Annotated in this window: 23 protein-coding genes; 21 read left to right on the top strand and 2 right to left on the bottom strand. The window is 54.1% G+C overall.

What is annotated here, in order from left to right; genetic code table 11:
* The first annotated feature begins 309 nt into the window (after positions 1-309).
* The 5 genes from DVA43_RS08765 to DVA43_RS08745 are packed head-to-tail and all read left to right on the top strand — an operon-like array spanning position 310 to position 2,733.
* Entirely contained in the window at positions 310-516 is a 207-nt protein-coding gene (locus tag DVA43_RS08765; RefSeq protein WP_032617608.1) for a hypothetical protein, read from the top strand.
* Complete coding sequence (locus DVA43_RS24500) at positions 513-995, top strand: AsnC family protein (RefSeq protein ID WP_147271019.1); 483 nt, start codon at positions 513-515, stop codon at positions 993-995. Before DVA43_RS08765 ends, DVA43_RS24500 begins: the two co-directional genes overlap by 4 nt.
* Positions 986-1,345, top strand: a complete 360-nt coding sequence (locus DVA43_RS08755; protein WP_114315303.1) for a RusA family crossover junction endodeoxyribonuclease — start codon at positions 986-988, stop codon at positions 1,343-1,345. Before DVA43_RS24500 ends, DVA43_RS08755 begins: the two co-directional genes overlap by 10 nt.
* Positions 1,345-2,376, top strand: coding sequence for a DUF968 domain-containing protein (locus tag DVA43_RS08750; RefSeq protein WP_114315302.1), 1,032 nt, complete (start codon positions 1,345-1,347; stop codon positions 2,374-2,376). Before DVA43_RS08755 ends, DVA43_RS08750 begins: the two co-directional genes overlap by 1 nt.
* 9 nt (positions 2,377-2,385) lie before the next feature.
* On the top strand, positions 2,386-2,733 hold the full coding sequence (locus tag DVA43_RS08745) for an antiterminator Q family protein (protein ID WP_114315301.1): 348 nt from the start codon (positions 2,386-2,388) through the stop codon (positions 2,731-2,733).
* 10 nt (positions 2,734-2,743) lie between these two features.
* Here DVA43_RS08745 and DVA43_RS08740 read toward each other — a convergent pair whose 3' ends face one another.
* Both DVA43_RS08740 and DVA43_RS08730 read right to left on the bottom strand, forming a co-directional pair.
* Positions 2,744-3,118, bottom strand: a complete 375-nt coding sequence (locus tag DVA43_RS08740) for a hypothetical protein (protein WP_114315300.1) — start codon at positions 3,116-3,118, stop codon at positions 2,744-2,746.
* Positions 3,119-3,367: 249 nt separating this feature from the next.
* A complete protein-coding gene (locus tag DVA43_RS08730; RefSeq protein ID WP_114315298.1) occupies positions 3,368-4,246 on the bottom strand; it encodes a hypothetical protein in 879 nt (292 codons plus the stop codon).
* Between the two features lie 293 nt (positions 4,247-4,539).
* Between DVA43_RS08730 and DVA43_RS08725 the strand changes: the two genes are divergently transcribed.
* The 16 genes from DVA43_RS08725 (at position 4,540) to gpU (ending at position 15,161) form a co-directional block, all read left to right on the top strand.
* Positions 4,540-4,764 (top strand): class II holin family protein, encoded by a 225-nt coding sequence (locus DVA43_RS08725; RefSeq protein WP_114315297.1) that lies wholly within the window; start codon positions 4,540-4,542, stop codon positions 4,762-4,764.
* Positions 4,742-5,305, top strand: coding sequence for a lysozyme (locus tag DVA43_RS08720; protein ID WP_114315296.1), 564 nt, complete (start codon positions 4,742-4,744; stop codon positions 5,303-5,305). The genes DVA43_RS08725 and DVA43_RS08720 overlap by 23 nt, the downstream gene beginning before the upstream one ends.
* A complete protein-coding gene (locus DVA43_RS08715; RefSeq protein ID WP_114315295.1) occupies positions 5,305-5,697 on the top strand; it encodes a DUF2570 domain-containing protein in 393 nt (130 codons plus the stop codon). Before DVA43_RS08720 ends, DVA43_RS08715 begins: the two co-directional genes overlap by 1 nt.
* A complete protein-coding gene (locus tag DVA43_RS25100) occupies positions 5,582-5,830 on the top strand; it encodes a peptidase (protein ID WP_147271018.1) in 249 nt (82 codons plus the stop codon). The genes DVA43_RS08715 and DVA43_RS25100 overlap by 116 nt, the downstream gene beginning before the upstream one ends.
* A 108-nt stretch (positions 5,831-5,938) precedes the next feature.
* On the top strand, positions 5,939-6,163 hold the full coding sequence (locus DVA43_RS08710; protein WP_114315294.1) for a hypothetical protein: 225 nt from the start codon (positions 5,939-5,941) through the stop codon (positions 6,161-6,163).
* Positions 6,164-6,297: 134 nt separating this feature from the next.
* Complete coding sequence (locus DVA43_RS08705; protein WP_114317103.1) at positions 6,298-6,555, top strand: hypothetical protein; 258 nt, start codon at positions 6,298-6,300, stop codon at positions 6,553-6,555.
* Positions 6,556-6,696: 141 nt separating this feature from the next.
* Positions 6,697-7,038 (top strand): DUF2190 family protein, encoded by a 342-nt coding sequence (locus tag DVA43_RS08700; protein ID WP_114315293.1) that lies wholly within the window; start codon positions 6,697-6,699, stop codon positions 7,036-7,038.
* 241 nt (positions 7,039-7,279) lie between these two features.
* Positions 7,280-7,768, top strand: a complete 489-nt coding sequence (locus DVA43_RS08695) for a DUF1441 family protein (RefSeq protein WP_114315292.1) — start codon at positions 7,280-7,282, stop codon at positions 7,766-7,768.
* Positions 7,768-9,870, top strand: coding sequence for a phage terminase large subunit family protein (locus tag DVA43_RS08690; protein ID WP_114315291.1), 2,103 nt, complete (start codon positions 7,768-7,770; stop codon positions 9,868-9,870). The genes DVA43_RS08695 and DVA43_RS08690 overlap by 1 nt, the downstream gene beginning before the upstream one ends.
* A complete protein-coding gene (locus DVA43_RS08685; RefSeq protein ID WP_114315290.1) occupies positions 9,867-10,088 on the top strand; it encodes a hypothetical protein in 222 nt (73 codons plus the stop codon). Before DVA43_RS08690 ends, DVA43_RS08685 begins: the two co-directional genes overlap by 4 nt.
* A complete protein-coding gene (locus tag DVA43_RS08680; protein ID WP_147271017.1) occupies positions 10,085-11,587 on the top strand; it encodes a phage portal protein in 1,503 nt (500 codons plus the stop codon). Before DVA43_RS08685 ends, DVA43_RS08680 begins: the two co-directional genes overlap by 4 nt.
* Positions 11,588-11,597: 10 nt before the next feature.
* Entirely contained in the window at positions 11,598-13,529 is a 1,932-nt protein-coding gene (locus DVA43_RS08675) for a ClpP-like prohead protease/major capsid protein fusion protein (protein WP_371414033.1), read from the top strand.
* Between the two features lie 80 nt (positions 13,530-13,609).
* Positions 13,610-13,933, top strand: a complete 324-nt coding sequence (locus DVA43_RS08670) for a DUF2190 family protein (protein WP_114315288.1) — start codon at positions 13,610-13,612, stop codon at positions 13,931-13,933.
* The gene (locus DVA43_RS08665) at positions 13,926-14,201 is read left to right on the top strand and encodes an ATP-binding protein (RefSeq protein WP_114315287.1); all 276 of its coding nucleotides are present in this window, start codon (positions 13,926-13,928) and stop codon (positions 14,199-14,201) included. The genes DVA43_RS08670 and DVA43_RS08665 overlap by 8 nt, the downstream gene beginning before the upstream one ends.
* Positions 14,202-14,211: 10 nt before the next feature.
* Positions 14,212-14,766 carry a phage tail protein gene (locus DVA43_RS08660; protein WP_114315286.1) on the top strand — a complete coding sequence of 185 codons (555 nt, stop codon included), beginning with the start codon at positions 14,212-14,214 and terminating at the stop codon, positions 14,764-14,766.
* A complete protein-coding gene (gene gpU, locus DVA43_RS08655) occupies positions 14,763-15,161 on the top strand; it encodes a phage tail terminator protein (protein WP_039028993.1) in 399 nt (132 codons plus the stop codon). Before DVA43_RS08660 ends, gpU begins: the two co-directional genes overlap by 4 nt.
* The last annotated feature ends 3 nt before the right edge of the window (positions 15,162-15,164 follow it).

Here is a 15,164-nt window from a genome sequence, read left to right as displayed (position 1 = left end):
TTGCACGACTGCACTCATTTCCTGAATGTGACCGTGCGCTGATGTACAGGCGAGGTGATGTGGTTTCGTTTACGCCACTTATGGATGATGAGATTGTAGGGTCGCCAACTCTCTTTACGCAGATGCTGGAGCGGGCAGGTTACCGCGTTTCGCTTAATTCTGTTAAACTCCCGTCATAGGCCTGAACAACCTATACCTGCTGCGCCACTGGAGAGATGCCATGGCGCAAAAACCTACCAAAAAAACACCTGAACTGGTTCCTTTCGGAGTCAGCGATTTCTTTTTGCCTGCGCACTGCCAGGTGACGGCATGAAGAAAACCAGCTTCATTCACACGCAACTCACCACGAAAGAAGTGGACGAGCTCGAGGCCCGCTATCGCGCCAATGACGTGCGCACCGTGCGAAGCCTTGATTTCGATCTCATCCACTGGACGCTCACTGCTTATCTGCCGGAGGCAAACAGAGCCCCACGTCAGGATAAAACCTTCCAGCAAAAGCTCTGGAGGGAATCGTGAAAATCGACAAGCGAGGACGCACTCTATCGGATCTTGCCCTATCAAACATGGGCGTTGGGGGACGTTTTATTCCCAAGCATGGGATGAAAAACACTCCGGAATATCGTGCATGGATCGATATGAAAAATAGATGCCGCAACCCAAATGTTAGCTCCTATCCAAATTATGGCGGTCGAGGGATTTCTGTCTGCCAGGAATGGCTCGATAGTTTTGTAGCTTTCTTTGAACATGTTGGTAGCCGGCCTGAAGGCTTTAGTCTCGACAGGATTGACTGTGAAGGTGATTACGAGCCAGGAAACGTAAGATGGGTTTCCAATATCAAGCAGCAAAACAACAAACGGAATAATGTGTTTGTCCTGTATAGAGGGGAAAAGATAACCGCAACCGAATATGCAAGAGCTGTGGGGATTAAGCCTGATACGGTTCATGCTCGTATTCGTCGAGGTGCAAAATTAGAAGGAGCTGTCGTATGCAAATGATTTACGACATTACTCCTGTTGCGAAGCCACGACAAACGCGCGCCGATAAGTGGAAGAAACGCCCGGAGGTCCTCCGGTACCGCGCGTTCTGCGATCACGTTCGGCTGCTGGGCGTCGAACTGCCGGAAGCAGGCGCGCACATTACGTTCATCCTCCCTATGCCGCCGAGCTGGAGCAAGAAGAAGCGGCAGGAAATGGCGGGGAAGCCCCACCAGCAGAAACCCGACAAAGACAACCTGGAAAAAGCCCTGATGGATGCCATCTATGCCGATGACGCACACATCTGGGATTCTCGCGTAACGAAGCGCTGGGGTGAAGTAGGGCAAATCATCATCGGGGAGATCGCCTGATGCGTGCCTTACTGAAACCAGTTATCGCCAAGGAGCTGGGCGTTGTGCTGTTGAAGCCAGGCAGCGAGCTGATGCCTATGTTCATTTCAGGGCGCGTGCTGGTTGAGAGCCAGCCTGCCAGCATGTCCAGCTTTGAGACAGGGCGGGTGCCTGATTTGCGTCAGCCGCTGGCGGTTGACCCGGTGCTGCGCCCGTTCTTCCTTCACGAAAAGGTGATCAAAGCTGCTGGTGGGCTGGCTGGTCTTGAATCCTGGCTCCTGCGCCATGGGGGCGGGGCTTGCCAGTACCAGCTCAGCGATTACCACTATCACGAACTGACCACCATGCGGCACGAGCCTGGCGCGATCCTTCTTTGCGGCCACTGCGACAACCGGCTGCGCGAGCAGTACACCGAACGGCTGGCGGAACTGGCGAGACAGAACGTCATCGACTGGGTGCTGGACATTGCCCGGGTGGCGCTGGCGCTCGACAAAGCCCGTGAACTATCTCTGGCTGAATTGTGTTGGTGGGCTGTACGTGTCGGCGTTACTGATGCCTTGCCAGAATCGGTTGCCCGCGAAGCGTTACGCCTGCCAGTAGCAAAAGAGACCTACCGCGAAAGCGAGATAGTGCCGTCGGTACCGGCCACCAGCATCATCGCGGAAAAGGCCCGCGCGCTTCCATCAGGACCTGCAGCCACACTACCAGCCATTAAGCCAATCGTGGGCGTTCTGGTGGATCCCGAATCCCCGCAGACCTTCATGAAGCGGCCAAAGCGTACCCGCTGGGAGAACGCAAAGTATCTGGCCTGGGTTAAAACGCAGCCGTGCGAGTGCTGCGGCAAGCCGTCAGATGATCCACATCACCTCATTGGCTGGGGCCAGGGAGGGATGGCAACAAAGGCACATGACATATTTGCGATCCCCCTGTGCCGCCAGCACCATACCGAACTACATAACGACCCGGTGAAATTCGAGCGTAAGCACGGAAGTCAGCCGGCAATGATAATCAGAGTGCTGGACCGGGCCTACGCGCTCGGCGTTCTGGCTTAAGGAGAACTAATGCGTGACATGTATGAAGTTATGGATTTATGGGGTGCTTGGGCATCGTCTGACAATAGTGGTGTTGACTGGCAACCAATCGCTGCAGGGTTCAAAGGGTTACTGCCACATGGAAAAAGGTCACGTCTTCAGTGCAATGATGATGAGGGAATTATGATTGATGGTTGCGTGGCACGCCTGAAAAAAAATAGACCCGAAGAATATGAACTGATTATTGCTCACTTCGTTATTGGTATCTCATTGCGCGCAATTGCAAAGCGGAGAAAATGCTCGGACGGTACAATAAGAAAGGATCTGCAAACTGCATTAGGATTTGTTGATGGTTGTATGTGTTTAATTATGGCTTAAATTACAGTATCTATTCTTTTGCTTCGACTTCGGTTAATGCATCAATGCGAATATTTATATTTTTCAAGAGTTTATTGTCAAGATCAACTATGCATTGATTATAATGCGCAATTTGCTCAGGAGTTAAGTTAGGGTTGGCCAGACAACTTGTGATGAGCTCTCTGGCCGTTTTTATTTCTCTTTTCATTCTTACATCATTTAGAGATGGCAGTCCTATGTAAGCAATGGCAAGAATGACTAAATGAGATAGACCGACTGCAGCTCCGGGCGCTAGTGATTTGAAAAATGCCAGCTGAGGGAGCCAATCAAAAAGATAATTCAACCCTGCGGTGATAAGGGTTGTAAACCATGCTTGCATTGCCAGATAAGATTTAGCGTTGGCCATTCACCTGCCTGCACTTGCTTCATTACGCGTTTTTAGTTCGCGTAGAAGTAACGCTAACTGTTCGGCGTCATCTTGAGTTCTAACGTTGACCTTACGCTTAGCACTCCTGCCTTGGGGATCAGTATACGTTAACTCGATGTATGCATTTGGTTTTACCCAAACCAAAAACCTAAGCACAGCATATCTGACCGTCAGAGCGACGGCCATGAATACAGTGATGTAAAGCATAATGCTTAGGATGGACATGATTTAAAGTATTTTCCTGTCTGCGGCAGCTCTGTGGCGAATGACTTTGGTGATACTATAACGTGGTTTAGACATCTCGCCATTCGTTTCTTTTGTCGTTTCAGTAAGCTCAACAACAAAAAGGTCGTCTTTACAAAATGCAGCTTGGTTATGCTCGATCCGCTCAAGAAAAGCATCGTCCTTCATCGAAGCGCTAACTTCTTCACCGCCTGGCAAAATGATGTCCCAGCTTTTGCCTTGTTTAAACCGTACATTAGCAAAATGTACGTTAGCTTCGCGTGTCGTTACGTGCGTTTTCTCGACGAAAGTGGATTTGGCAACTTTAAAGCTTGTAGCTTCAACTTGCGTCACTTTGACCACTTTGTGGTCATGTTGTGAAACTGAGAATGTAGATGGTTTATCAGTCTGAAGAGGTTTAAAAATTAGTTTATCTAGCTCTTTTCGAATGATTGGGCTTGTGATTAATTTTTGAATATCGTTACTGCATTCAACCTTCTCTCCATCTACTTCGATTTCTGCAATATCTTTTTGCTCATCGACAACAATGGAGCTAATTTTACGCCCCTTTAGCCATTCGATTATCCCAAGCACACCGCCCGAGGCAACTCCAGCACCTGCAACGAGACCGAGTGCATTAATGGTTTTGATGCTCCCCATTACTGCAACCAGTAAAGTAAATGAGCCTTCTTTTGTTGCTTTGATGTTAACTTTTGGCTCAGCTGTTTCACCATTAATTATTTTTTCAGCGTGTTCAATCAGGGTGCTGAGAGATGTCAATGCTTCGCCTAATGTTTTTGCATCGATCTGATTATTTGCATAAGCCTCGCCACCATAAGCAATTTCGATTTCGGTAACTGGCAGGTCTTCTGGCTGCTGTGTCATCTAAAGGCATCCTTTGCGAAAGAGAAATAGCCACAGGATACAGATAATCATAGGAAAATCACTAACGCGTACGCAAAAACTATCTTAACCTGTTAAGAGTGGTTTCTTCGCCACGGACTTAAAACGAATCCCTGATCTCGCTTCGGCGGGATTTCCCTTTTCTGAGGTCACCGTTTGGTGGCCTTTTCTATTTCAGGCTCCCGGAACCCCCATCACTCGTCTTGTCGTTAATTCATCCGGAGAGCCTGATCCTTTCACACCGCACAGCACCCCGAAACCATCGGAGGTGAGAGATGTTACGAATGGATAAATTAACCACCGGTGCCGCTTACGGCGCCTCTGCGGGGAGCGTGTTGAACGGCATTCTTAACGCATACAGCCCTGAGCAGTGGAACGCCATCGGCGTGCTGGTGGGCATAGTAGTTGCTGTTCTTACGTACCTGACAAATTTGTACTTCAAAATCCGCGAAGATAATCGCCGCGACAGGAGCCGGAATGAACCAGACGTTAAGAAATAAGCTGGTGGCCGCGATCGCTGGCGGCTCGGGAGCCATCACGATTGCAGCGGTGATGTTGGGTAATGCTGACGGGCTGGAAGGGCGACGGTATTACGCATACCAGGATGTCGTTGGCGTCTGGACCGTATGCGATGGGCACACTGGAGCTGACGTTCGGCGCGGTCACCGCTATACCGACCGGGACTGCGATGCCCTGCTGCAATCAGACCTGCGCAAGGTGGCAACGGCCATCGATCCGCTGATTAAGATTCGTATCCCTGAGGCCACCAGGGCGGCGCTTTACTCGTTCACCTATAACGTGGGCGCTGGCGCTTTCGGCAAATCCACTCTGCTAAAAAAGCTGAACTCCGGTGATGTAGCTGGTGCCTGCAAAGAGCTGCAGCGCTGGACATATGCTGGTGGGCAGCAGTGGAAAGGCTTGATCACCCGACGCGAGATAGAGCGCTCAGTCTGCGAGTGGCAGCAAAAGCCGCAACTATTCAACGATGGATTAGGTCCTCTTAACGCTGGAACTCCACCATCAGCGCCGGGAGTGTTCTGATGAAACTCCACTATCTAATTGCGATCGTCGTCTTCATTCTCTGCCTGTTCGGAGGCGTTTGCTGGTCAGCCTGGTATTACAGCGACAAGGCCATCCGGGAAAAGACGCGGGCGGATAGCGCAGAGCAGCAGGCCGAATCGGCAAACATCGTCACCGCCAACGTGATTCAGGCCGTGAACATAATCAACGCTATTTCAGAGGCCAACCAGGATGCAAAGAACCAGATCGCACTGGAGTCACAGAGAGCCCAGGCAGATATCAAAGTGGCTGTTGCGAATGATGATTGCGCTCGTCAGCCTGTGCCTCCTGCAGCTGCTGACCGGCTGCGGCAATTCGCGGACAGTCTACGTACCAGTTCCGGTAGTGCCGCTTCCGGCAAACCTGACAGCTGAGACGGAACAGCCAGCCATTCCCGATCCGCTGACTTTCGGGGCCAGCCTGGATCTGAATGTGAGCCTGCTGTCGGCGCTGGGCCAGTGCAACATCGACAAGGCCAGTATCAGAAAGATTGAGTCGTCTCGTTAATAGAACCTCATCCCTGAGGCTCTGACACAGTCTCTCCTCTGGACTTTAAGCATAGAAAACTCTAACAGCCTCGCATCCGCGGGGCTTTTTACTAACTGAGGAAACCACATGTCCGTTCGCGCTAAATTCCGCTGCCACTTTATTCAGAAAGCAGATGATGATTCACACCGTACAGTCCACATGAGCCCTGTAACCGCAGATACCCCTGAGAACAAGGCGTGGTCAAAGTACACGCCTGGTGGACTATTGCAGATGCATATCTCTAACCCGGCAGCATTCGAACAGTTCGAGCAGGGAAAAGAGTATTTCATTGATATTCAACCGGCGCAGTAGCCATTACAAAGCTCATCTGCTGGTGGGCTTGATAATGGTTTGTTTACAGCAGGAGCAAACAGGGGTGATGCATGCTGCTGGGTTCACATTCTATAGCGGGTAAATTCCCCTACCCACCAAAGAGAAACCAACCAATGAGTGAAGCAAAGCCGCAGGATGGCAGCACCGTTAAAGGCTACCGAGAACTGTCTTTTGGCGAAATTGGCAAGATGAACCAGTTTAAGGATCTCAGCCGCCAGTTTATTAATTTACTGCGTGAGCATGTAAATGACGTACAACGCACACCTCACGACTGGGAAGCTGTTGAGTGGATTAAGCAGGCAGAATTCGATATGAAGCGAGCCTGTATGGCTGCCTGTCGTGCAGTAGCGAGGCCTGACGACGATTGCTAAGTCATTGCAAAGCCCATCAGCTGGTGGGTTTGATAATGATTTATCCCGTGCAGCGGTTAAATGTTAATTACCCTCTATAGAGGATAAAAACAAGCCTCGCCGTGTCGGGGCTTTTTTATGCACTCTTACAGGTAAATCAAAATGGCAAAGAACTACTATCAGGATGGCAATACGATGGACTGGCACAACGGGACAGCAAAGGCTGTGTTGTCAGGTCAGCCTGTCATTGTCGGTGCGATTATCGGCATAGCCCAGCATGATGTCGCGGTGGACTCTGATGGCGAGCTGATGATGACCGGTGTGTTTGTATTGCCGAAGGTTGCAGGTGAGACGTGGCAGCGTGGCGCTCGCCTGTGGCTGACGAAGGATGGCAAGCTAACAAGCAGCCAGAAGGACGGTACAGATGATAACGCCCTGGCTGGTACTGCATGGATCACCACTAACCCCAACGATGTTGAAGGCCGCGTCAGGCTTGGATTCTGACGGGGTCAGGCGGACGGCCGCCCGGCCCCGGATGGTCAGCCCATCCCTCCATATATGCAACTGATATTCATTCTCATTGCGACGGGTCCTCCCGGAGGGGCGACCTGCCACGAGGCGGCGGGCACGCGGAAAACGGCTAGTTTTCGAGATCCAGGGTCATCATCATCATGTGCATAACTGTATGATTTTTATCAGTGCCGTCTTGCAATGATGTCGAATAGTTCAAAAAGTGTTCACCATCATGGACCAGGAGCTCTCCACCCTGAAGCTGAACATCAATCAGCTGGCAGGGATCACCGGCGTTCATCGCCAGACCGTTGCCGCCAGGCTTAAGCAAGTCGAGCCTGCACCGGGCAGCAACAATAAACTCAAACTCTATCTCATCACCGATGTGCTGACCGAGCTGATGGCACCCGTCGTAGCGTCCAGCGCCGAAGATATGACGCCCTCGGACAGGCTCGCCCACTGGAAAGCGGAAAACGAGCGGCTCAAATTCGAGCAGGACACCGGCCAGTTAATCCCGGCTGATGAGGTGGCCCGTGAATTTTCTGTCATGGCAAAAGCTGTGGTGCAGGTGCTGGAAACGTTGCCGGACATTCTGGAGCGTGACTGCGCCATGAGCCCCTCGGCTATCAGTCGCGTGCAGAGTGTTATTGATGACCTTCGCGACCAGATTGCGCAGCGCGTTCTGGACGCAGAACCGGAGGAGGACGAGCCAGAGGAGGACTGATGGCGAAGCGGGCATCTGCCCGGGGGATCCGAAAGGATATCCCTGGAATACTTCGTGCCCCACGCCGCATGCTGGTGGCCGATGCAGTCAGTAAATTTATGCGCGTGCCAATGGGCGCCGGTAACTCCGTTCCATGGGATCCGAATCTGGCTCCGTATGTACTCGAGCCAATGAACTGCCTGGCGTCGCGCGAGTATGACGCAGTGGTGTTTGTCGGCCCGGCGCGAACGGGGAAGACGATTGGCCTGATTGACGGGTGGGTGGTTTATAACGTGGTCTGCGACCCGTCTGACATGCTGATCATTCAGATGACAGAGGAAAAGGCCCGCGAGCACTCGAAGAAACGACTGGATCGCACGTTCCGTTGCAGTCCGGAAGTGGCAACCCGCCTGAGCCCCCGCAGGAACGATAACAACGTTTACGACAGGACTTTCAGAGCAGGTAACTATCTCAAGATAGGCTGGCCGTCGGTCAATATCATGTCCTCGTCGGATTACAAGTGCGTCGCCCTGACAGATTACGATCGCTTCCCGGAGGATATCGACGGGGAAGGTGATGCATTTTCTCTGGCCTCCAAGCGTACAACCACGTTTATGTCGTCCGGCATGACGCTGGTGGAGAGCTCACCAGGCCGGGACATCCGCGATACAAAGTGGCGCCGGAGTTCAGCGCATGAAGCCCCGCCGACAACCGGTATTCTTTCTCTGTACAACCGCGGCGACCGACGCCGCTGGTACTGGCCCTGTCCGCATTGTGGTGAGTATTTCCAGCCTGAGATGACGGCGATGACCGGTTACCGGGAAATCAGCGATCCGGTAAAAGCCAGCGAAGCGGCCTGTATCCATTGCCCTTCCTGCTCCGGGGTGATCACCGCCGGTCAGAAACGCGCCCTGAATATGAAAGGTGTCTGGCTGCGAGAGGATCAGCAGATCGACAGTAGCGGAACAATAACTGGAGCCGGGCGGCGGTCGCGTATCGCGTCGTTCTGGATGGAAGGCCCGGCAGCTGCATATCAGACATGGGCCCAACTGGTTTACAAACTGCTGACCGCCGAACAGGAATACGAGGCGACCGGCAGCGAAGAAACGCTGAAGACGGTTATCAACACCGACTGGGGGCTGCCGTATCTCCCGCGCTCCAGCATTGAGCAACGCAAAGGTGACGAACTGCTGCAGCGCGCAGAACCGGTTGAGCGTCGGCGTGTGCCAGCTGGCGTCAACTTCCTGGTGGCGACCGTCGATGTTCAGGGTGGTAAAAACCGGCGATTTGTGGTGCAGGTCGTTGGCTATGGCGCCCACGGCGAGCGATGGGTGGTTGACCGGTACAACATCATGCAGTCGATGCGCACCACACCTGACGGCGAAAGCTACCACATCGATCCTGCCAGCTACCCGGAAGACTGGGATCTTCTGCGTACCGATGTGCTGGAGAAAACCTGGGCGCTGGATGGCGAGCCGGGCAAGCGAATGAGTTTGCTGGCAATGGCCGTCGACTCCGGCGGTGAGGATGGTGTTACCGACAACGCCTATGAGTTCTGGCGGCGCTGTCGCCGTGACGGTCTGCAGCGCAAAGTCTGGCTGTTCAAGGGTGACAGCCAGACCCGGGCGAAGCTGATTACCAAAACTTACCCGGATAATACCGGGCGTTCCACCCGGCGCGCGAAGGCGGCCGGTGATGTCCCTCTCTACCTTCTCCAGACCAACGCACTGAAAGACCGGATCAACAACGCGCTGTGGCGCGATGTGCCGGGGCCAAACTACGTGCATTTCCCTGACTGGCTGGGAGGGTGGTTTTACGACGAACTGACCTATGAGGAGCGATCAGCTGATGGGAAATGGACGAAGCCTGGTAAGGGGGCTAACGAAGCGTTTGACCTTATGGTTTACGCACATGCCCTGGTCATTCTTCATGGTTACGAAAAGATTAAGTGGCCTGATGCCCCTGAGTGGGCGCGCCGGGAGAGTTATCTGGTGGTTGAGCCATCGCCAGACGCGCCTGCAGTGGCACCGGTGCCGGTTGCAAAACCGTCAGTATCAGAACCTAAGGCTACGAAACCAGCCCGTGAATCGGCATGGTCATCATCATCAGGAGGCTGGGTGTGAATCTCAATAATATTCAGGACATGGTCAGACGCTATACCGAAGCGGAAATGGCGATCCTGCAGGGCAAGTCCATAACGTTTAACGGTCAGCAGATGACCATGGAGAACCTGAGCGAGATACGTAAAGGCCGTCAGGAGTGGGAGCGAAAAGAGGCTGCTGCTGTGGCTGCCGCAACGGGCAGGGGTGGCTCCTTTAAACTGGCGAGGTTCCCGCGATGAGCGCCCTGGATAATCTGATAGGCGTCTTTTCTCCGGGCTGGAAAGCAGAGCGCCTTAAGTCTCGCCTGATGATCCAGGCATACGAGGCTGTTATTCCTACCCGGACGCACCGGGCAAAACGTGAGAACCGCTCAGCGAATCAGCTGACGCAATTTGGCGGGCGCTCATTGCGCGAGCAGGCCCGGTGGCTCGACTGTAACCACGATCTGGTGATCGGCATCCTTGATAAGCTCGAAGAGCGCATCGTGGGGGCGAAGGGCATCATCGTTGAACCTCAACCCCTGATGAAAAATGGCGCGATCGCCGCTGACCTTGCCAAGCAGATCCGTGCCAAATGGGCGGAGTGGTCCGTTTCTCCGGATGTTACCGGCCAGTTTACCCGGCCAGTGCTTGAGCGCCTGATGTGCCGGACCTGGTTACGTGACGGCGAAGTGTTCGCGCAGCTGGTCAGTGGCACTGGTAATGGTCTGTCGCCTGTGGCGGAAATTCCTTTCTGGATTGAGGCACTGGAACCCGACTTTGTGCCTATGGAGCGTACACAGGCGGGGCAGAAGTTGTGCCAAGGAATTTACCTCAACGCCTGGGGCCGTCCGATGAAATACATAGTCTACAAAAACCTGCCGGCGGAAGGCATGCAGAGTGACACAAAGGATATTCAGGCGGAGAACATGCTTCACCTGAAATTCATGCGACGCCTGCATCAAATCCGGGGTAACTCGTTGCTTGCCGGGGTGCTGATGCGCCTTTCAGCACTCAAAGAGTACGAGGACGCCGAACTGACCGCTGCCCGCATCGCTGCGGCGCTGGGCATGTTCATTAAGAAAGGCGATGGTCAGTCGTATCCGGAAGACAGCGCGCAGGGCTCCCGGGAACTGAACATTGAACCCGGCATGCTGTTTGACGATCTCCGTCCCGGTGAAGATATCGGGATGATCAAATCAGACCGACCAAATCCCAACCTCGAAACTTTCCGCAACGGGCAACTCCGTGCTGTGGCCGCCGGTTCGCGCGGCAGCTTCTCAAGCATTGCGCGTAACTACGACGGGACATACAGCGCGCAGCGCCAGGAGCTGGTGGAGTCAACCGAAGGCTATTTCATCCTGCAGGACGCATTCATCGCGGCTATCACCCGGCCGATGTACCGGGCCTGGCTCAAGATGGCGATTGCTTCAGGCGAGATCACGGCCCCGCAAAATGTGGATAAAGCCACGCTTTACAGCGCCGTGTTCTCCGGCCCCGTTATGCCATGGATTGACCCGGTCAAAGAGGCGAATGCATGGAAAATTCTGCTCCGTGGTGGTGCTGCAACCGAAAGTGAATGGGTGCGCGCCCGCGGTGCAAATCCGGATGATGTGAAACGCCGCCGTAAGGCGGAGATCGATGAAAACCGTAAACAGGGGCTGGTGTTCGATACAGACCCGGCAAACGACAAAGGAGACACCAGTGTCGAGGAAACAAAACCGGGTAAAGAATCGCCCAAAAGCCCAGGCAAAAAATAGCTGGTTCCGTATGCAGGCCAGTTCGGAAAACGAAGCCGAAATCTATATCTACGACGAGATCGGCTACTGGGGGGTAACGGCGAAGCAGTTCGTCGCAAACCTTAAGGCGCTGGGCGACGTCACCCATATCAAATTACATATCAACTCCCCTGGTGGCGATGTCTTTGACGGTATCGCCATTTTTAATGCCCTGAAATTCCACGGCGCGGCGATCACCGTTTATATCGACGGTCTGGCTGCATCAATGGCATCAGTAATCGCCATGGTAGGAAATCCGGTCATCATGCCGGAAAACACCATGATGATGATCCACAAGCCCTGGGGTTTTGCTGGTGGTGACGCTGATGACATGCGCGACTATGCCGACCTGCTCGACAAAGTGGAGTCGGTGCTGATCCCGGCCTACGCACAAAAGACGGGCAAAAGCCCCGAAGAAATTGCGGCAATGCTGGAGGATGAAACCTGGATGAACGGCAACGAGTGTGTCGAGCTGGGTTTTGCTGACCAGGTGACACCTTCACTGCAGGCAATGGCCTGTATCCATTCGAAACGTATTGAGGAATTTGAAAAGATGCCAAACAGCATTCGTAACATGATCACCCCGCCGCGCAACTCCACCCAGCGCGAACCAGTGAACCAACAGCCGCCAGCTGCTCCTGCAATTAATGAGAACGAAATTCGCGCTCAGGTTCTGGCAGAGCAAAAAGCCCGTGTGAATGGCATCGGTGATCTCTTTGCCATGTTCGGCAACAAGCACATGGAACTGCAAAACAAGTGCGTTGCTGATCCGGATTGTTCGGTAGCACAGGCAAAAGACCTGCTGCTGGCTGAGCTGGGTAAAGCCGCTACGCCTTCCAACAAAACCAACCACCCGCATGTTCACGCCGGGAACGGTAACTTTGTCGGAGACGGGATCCGCCAGGCGCTAATGGCGCGTGCCGGCTATGAAAATGTTGATCGTGACAACGTCTATAACGGTATGACGCTGCGCGAATACGCCCGCATGTCCCTGACTGAGCGCGGCATCGGGGTGTCCAGTTACAACCCGATGCAGATGGTCGGTTTTGCGCTGACGCACAGCACCTCTGATTTCGGCAATATCCTGCTCGATGTCGCCAACAAGGCACTGTTGCAGGGCTGGGATGAAGCGGCAGAGACCTTTGAGCTCTGGACCAAAAAAGGCCAGCTGTCCGACTTCAAAACGGCGCATCGCGTTGGCATGGGCGGCTTCCCGTCCCTGCGTCAGGTGCGTGAGGGGGCGGAGTATAAGTACATCACCACGCAGGATAAGGGCGAAACCATCGCGCTGGCCACTTACGGTGAGATCTTCTCCATCACCCGCCAGGCCATCATCAACGATGACCTGAACCAGCTGACTGACGTTCCGATGAAGATGGGTCGCGCTGCAAAAGCCACTATCGGTGACCTGGTCTATGCGGTGCTGACCGGTAACGGGAAACTGTCAGATGGTAAGGCGCTCTTCCATGCTGACCATGCCAACCTTTCTTCTGGCGCCATCAGCGTAGACAGCCTTGATAAAGCCCGCCAGAACATGCGCAAGCAGAAAGAGGGTGAGCGTGCCCTGAACATTCGCCCGGCCTACATGCTGGTGCCGGTGGGTCTGGAAACATTAGCCAGCCAGACCATTAAGTCAGCAAGCATGAAAGGCGCTGATATCAATGCCGGCGTTGTGAACCCGCTGCAGAACTTTGCCGAAGTGATCGCAGAAGCGCGTCTCGATGATGCCGACCCGGCGGCCTGGTATCTGGCTGCCGCACAGGGCACCGATACCATCGAAGTGGCGTACCTCAATGGCATTGATGCCCCGTACATCGACCAGCAGGAAGGTTTCACCACTGACGGTGTTGCGACGAAAGTTCGCATCGATGCTGGTGTGGCGCCGCTGGATTATCGCGGTCTGGCGAAATCATCCGGTAAGTAATCACCCCGACATTGAACCGGCCCGTAAGGGCTTTTTTTATATCTGCAACATGGCCCCGGCAGGGGCCATACGGAGAGCTCATGAAGAATTTCGTACAGGATGGTCACACTATCGATTTGACCAACTCGGGTTCGGCGGTGATTACCAGCGGCACGCCAGTTGCAGTGGGTGATGTCCTGGCGATCGCTATCGCTGATATTGCCGTCGGCGAAGCCGGTACAGGCCTCACCAGTGGCGTCGTCCAGTTGCCGAAGCTGGCGACGGATGATATCGCCCAGGGTAAAACCGTGTACTTCAAAAGCGGGAAAGTACAGCTGGATGCAACCGGGGCGACACCCGCAGGGAAAGCCTGGCAGGCTGCAGCTGCGAACGCCACCACCGTACTGGTTAAGCTGAATGGCTAACCCCTTCGACGCGATGGTGGCCCGTATGGACGCGGCCACCGTCAATCTGATGGCGGATAAAGTCACGATCAACGGAGCCATTTTTGATGCTGTAGAAAGCCAGTTTGTCGCAGAAATGGGGCCGCTGGTGGGAGATGGCCTGTCACTGGTGGTGTTCTCCCTGGCAGTGTCGCCGCGCAAAGGTGATGCCATTCACTGGAAGGGCCAGGACTACATCGTTACCCGCAAACAGCTGTTCAACGGTAAGCCACAGATCTGGATTGAGTAATGGAGGTTCTGTGTCCATTAAAGGTCTCGAACAGGCGATCGCTAACCTGGAAAGCATCAGCAAAACCGCCGTGCCGCGGGCATCCTCTCAGGCGGTGAACCGTGTGGCCACACGGGCTATCTCCCACAGCACCCGCCAGGTTGCGAAGGACACCCGGGTGCAGCGAAAACTCGTCAATCAGCGTGCGCGCCTGAAGAAAGCCACGGTACGCAAACCGCAGGCCACCATTCGGGTAAACCGCGGCAACCTCCCGGCGATCAAGCTGGGTGTGGCCAGCGTGCGCCTTTCCCGGCGAAAACGTGACAAAGCGGGTGTCCGAAGCGTTCTGGTCATCGGGCGATTTCGCTTCCCGGGCGGATTCATCCAGCAACTCAAAAACGGGCGCTGGCATGTCCTGCGGAGAACCACCAAAAGCCGCTACCCGCTTGAGGTGGTGAGCATTCCTCTGGCGGTCCCGCTGACTGAGGCATTTAAGCAGGAAAGCACCCGCCTGACGGCCACCGATCTTCCCAAAGAGCTCTCTGCGGCCTTACGCAATCAACTGAGGATAATCCTGACCAAATGAAACATCCCCTGATCCGCCTGGCGGTTCTGGATGCGCTGAAAGCTGGCATTACTGACCCTGTAACATGGTCTGATGGCCGTCCAGCTGTACTCGAATCCGAAGATCTCCCGGCTGTTGCCGTCTATATCACAGACGCGCAGTCCACGGAGGAATCCATCGACGAGGATATCTGGCGCGCCACGCTTCATATCGAGGTGTTCCTGAAAGCGAGCGAAACGGATACCGCGCTCGATACCTGGATGGAAAGCAAAATCTATCCCCAGCTCAATGCTCTCCCCGGCCTTACCCCCTTAATCGAAACCATGTCTGCTCAGGGCTATGACTATCAGCGCGATGACGAAATGGCGACGTGGGGATCGGCTGATCTCAAATACTCAATTTCATACGTAATGTGAGGT

The organism is Leclercia sp. W6, assembly GCF_003336345.1.
Taxonomy (GTDB): Bacteria; Pseudomonadota; Gammaproteobacteria; order Enterobacterales; family Enterobacteriaceae; genus Enterobacter.
This window is presented reverse-complemented; position numbering and strand designations above follow the sequence as displayed.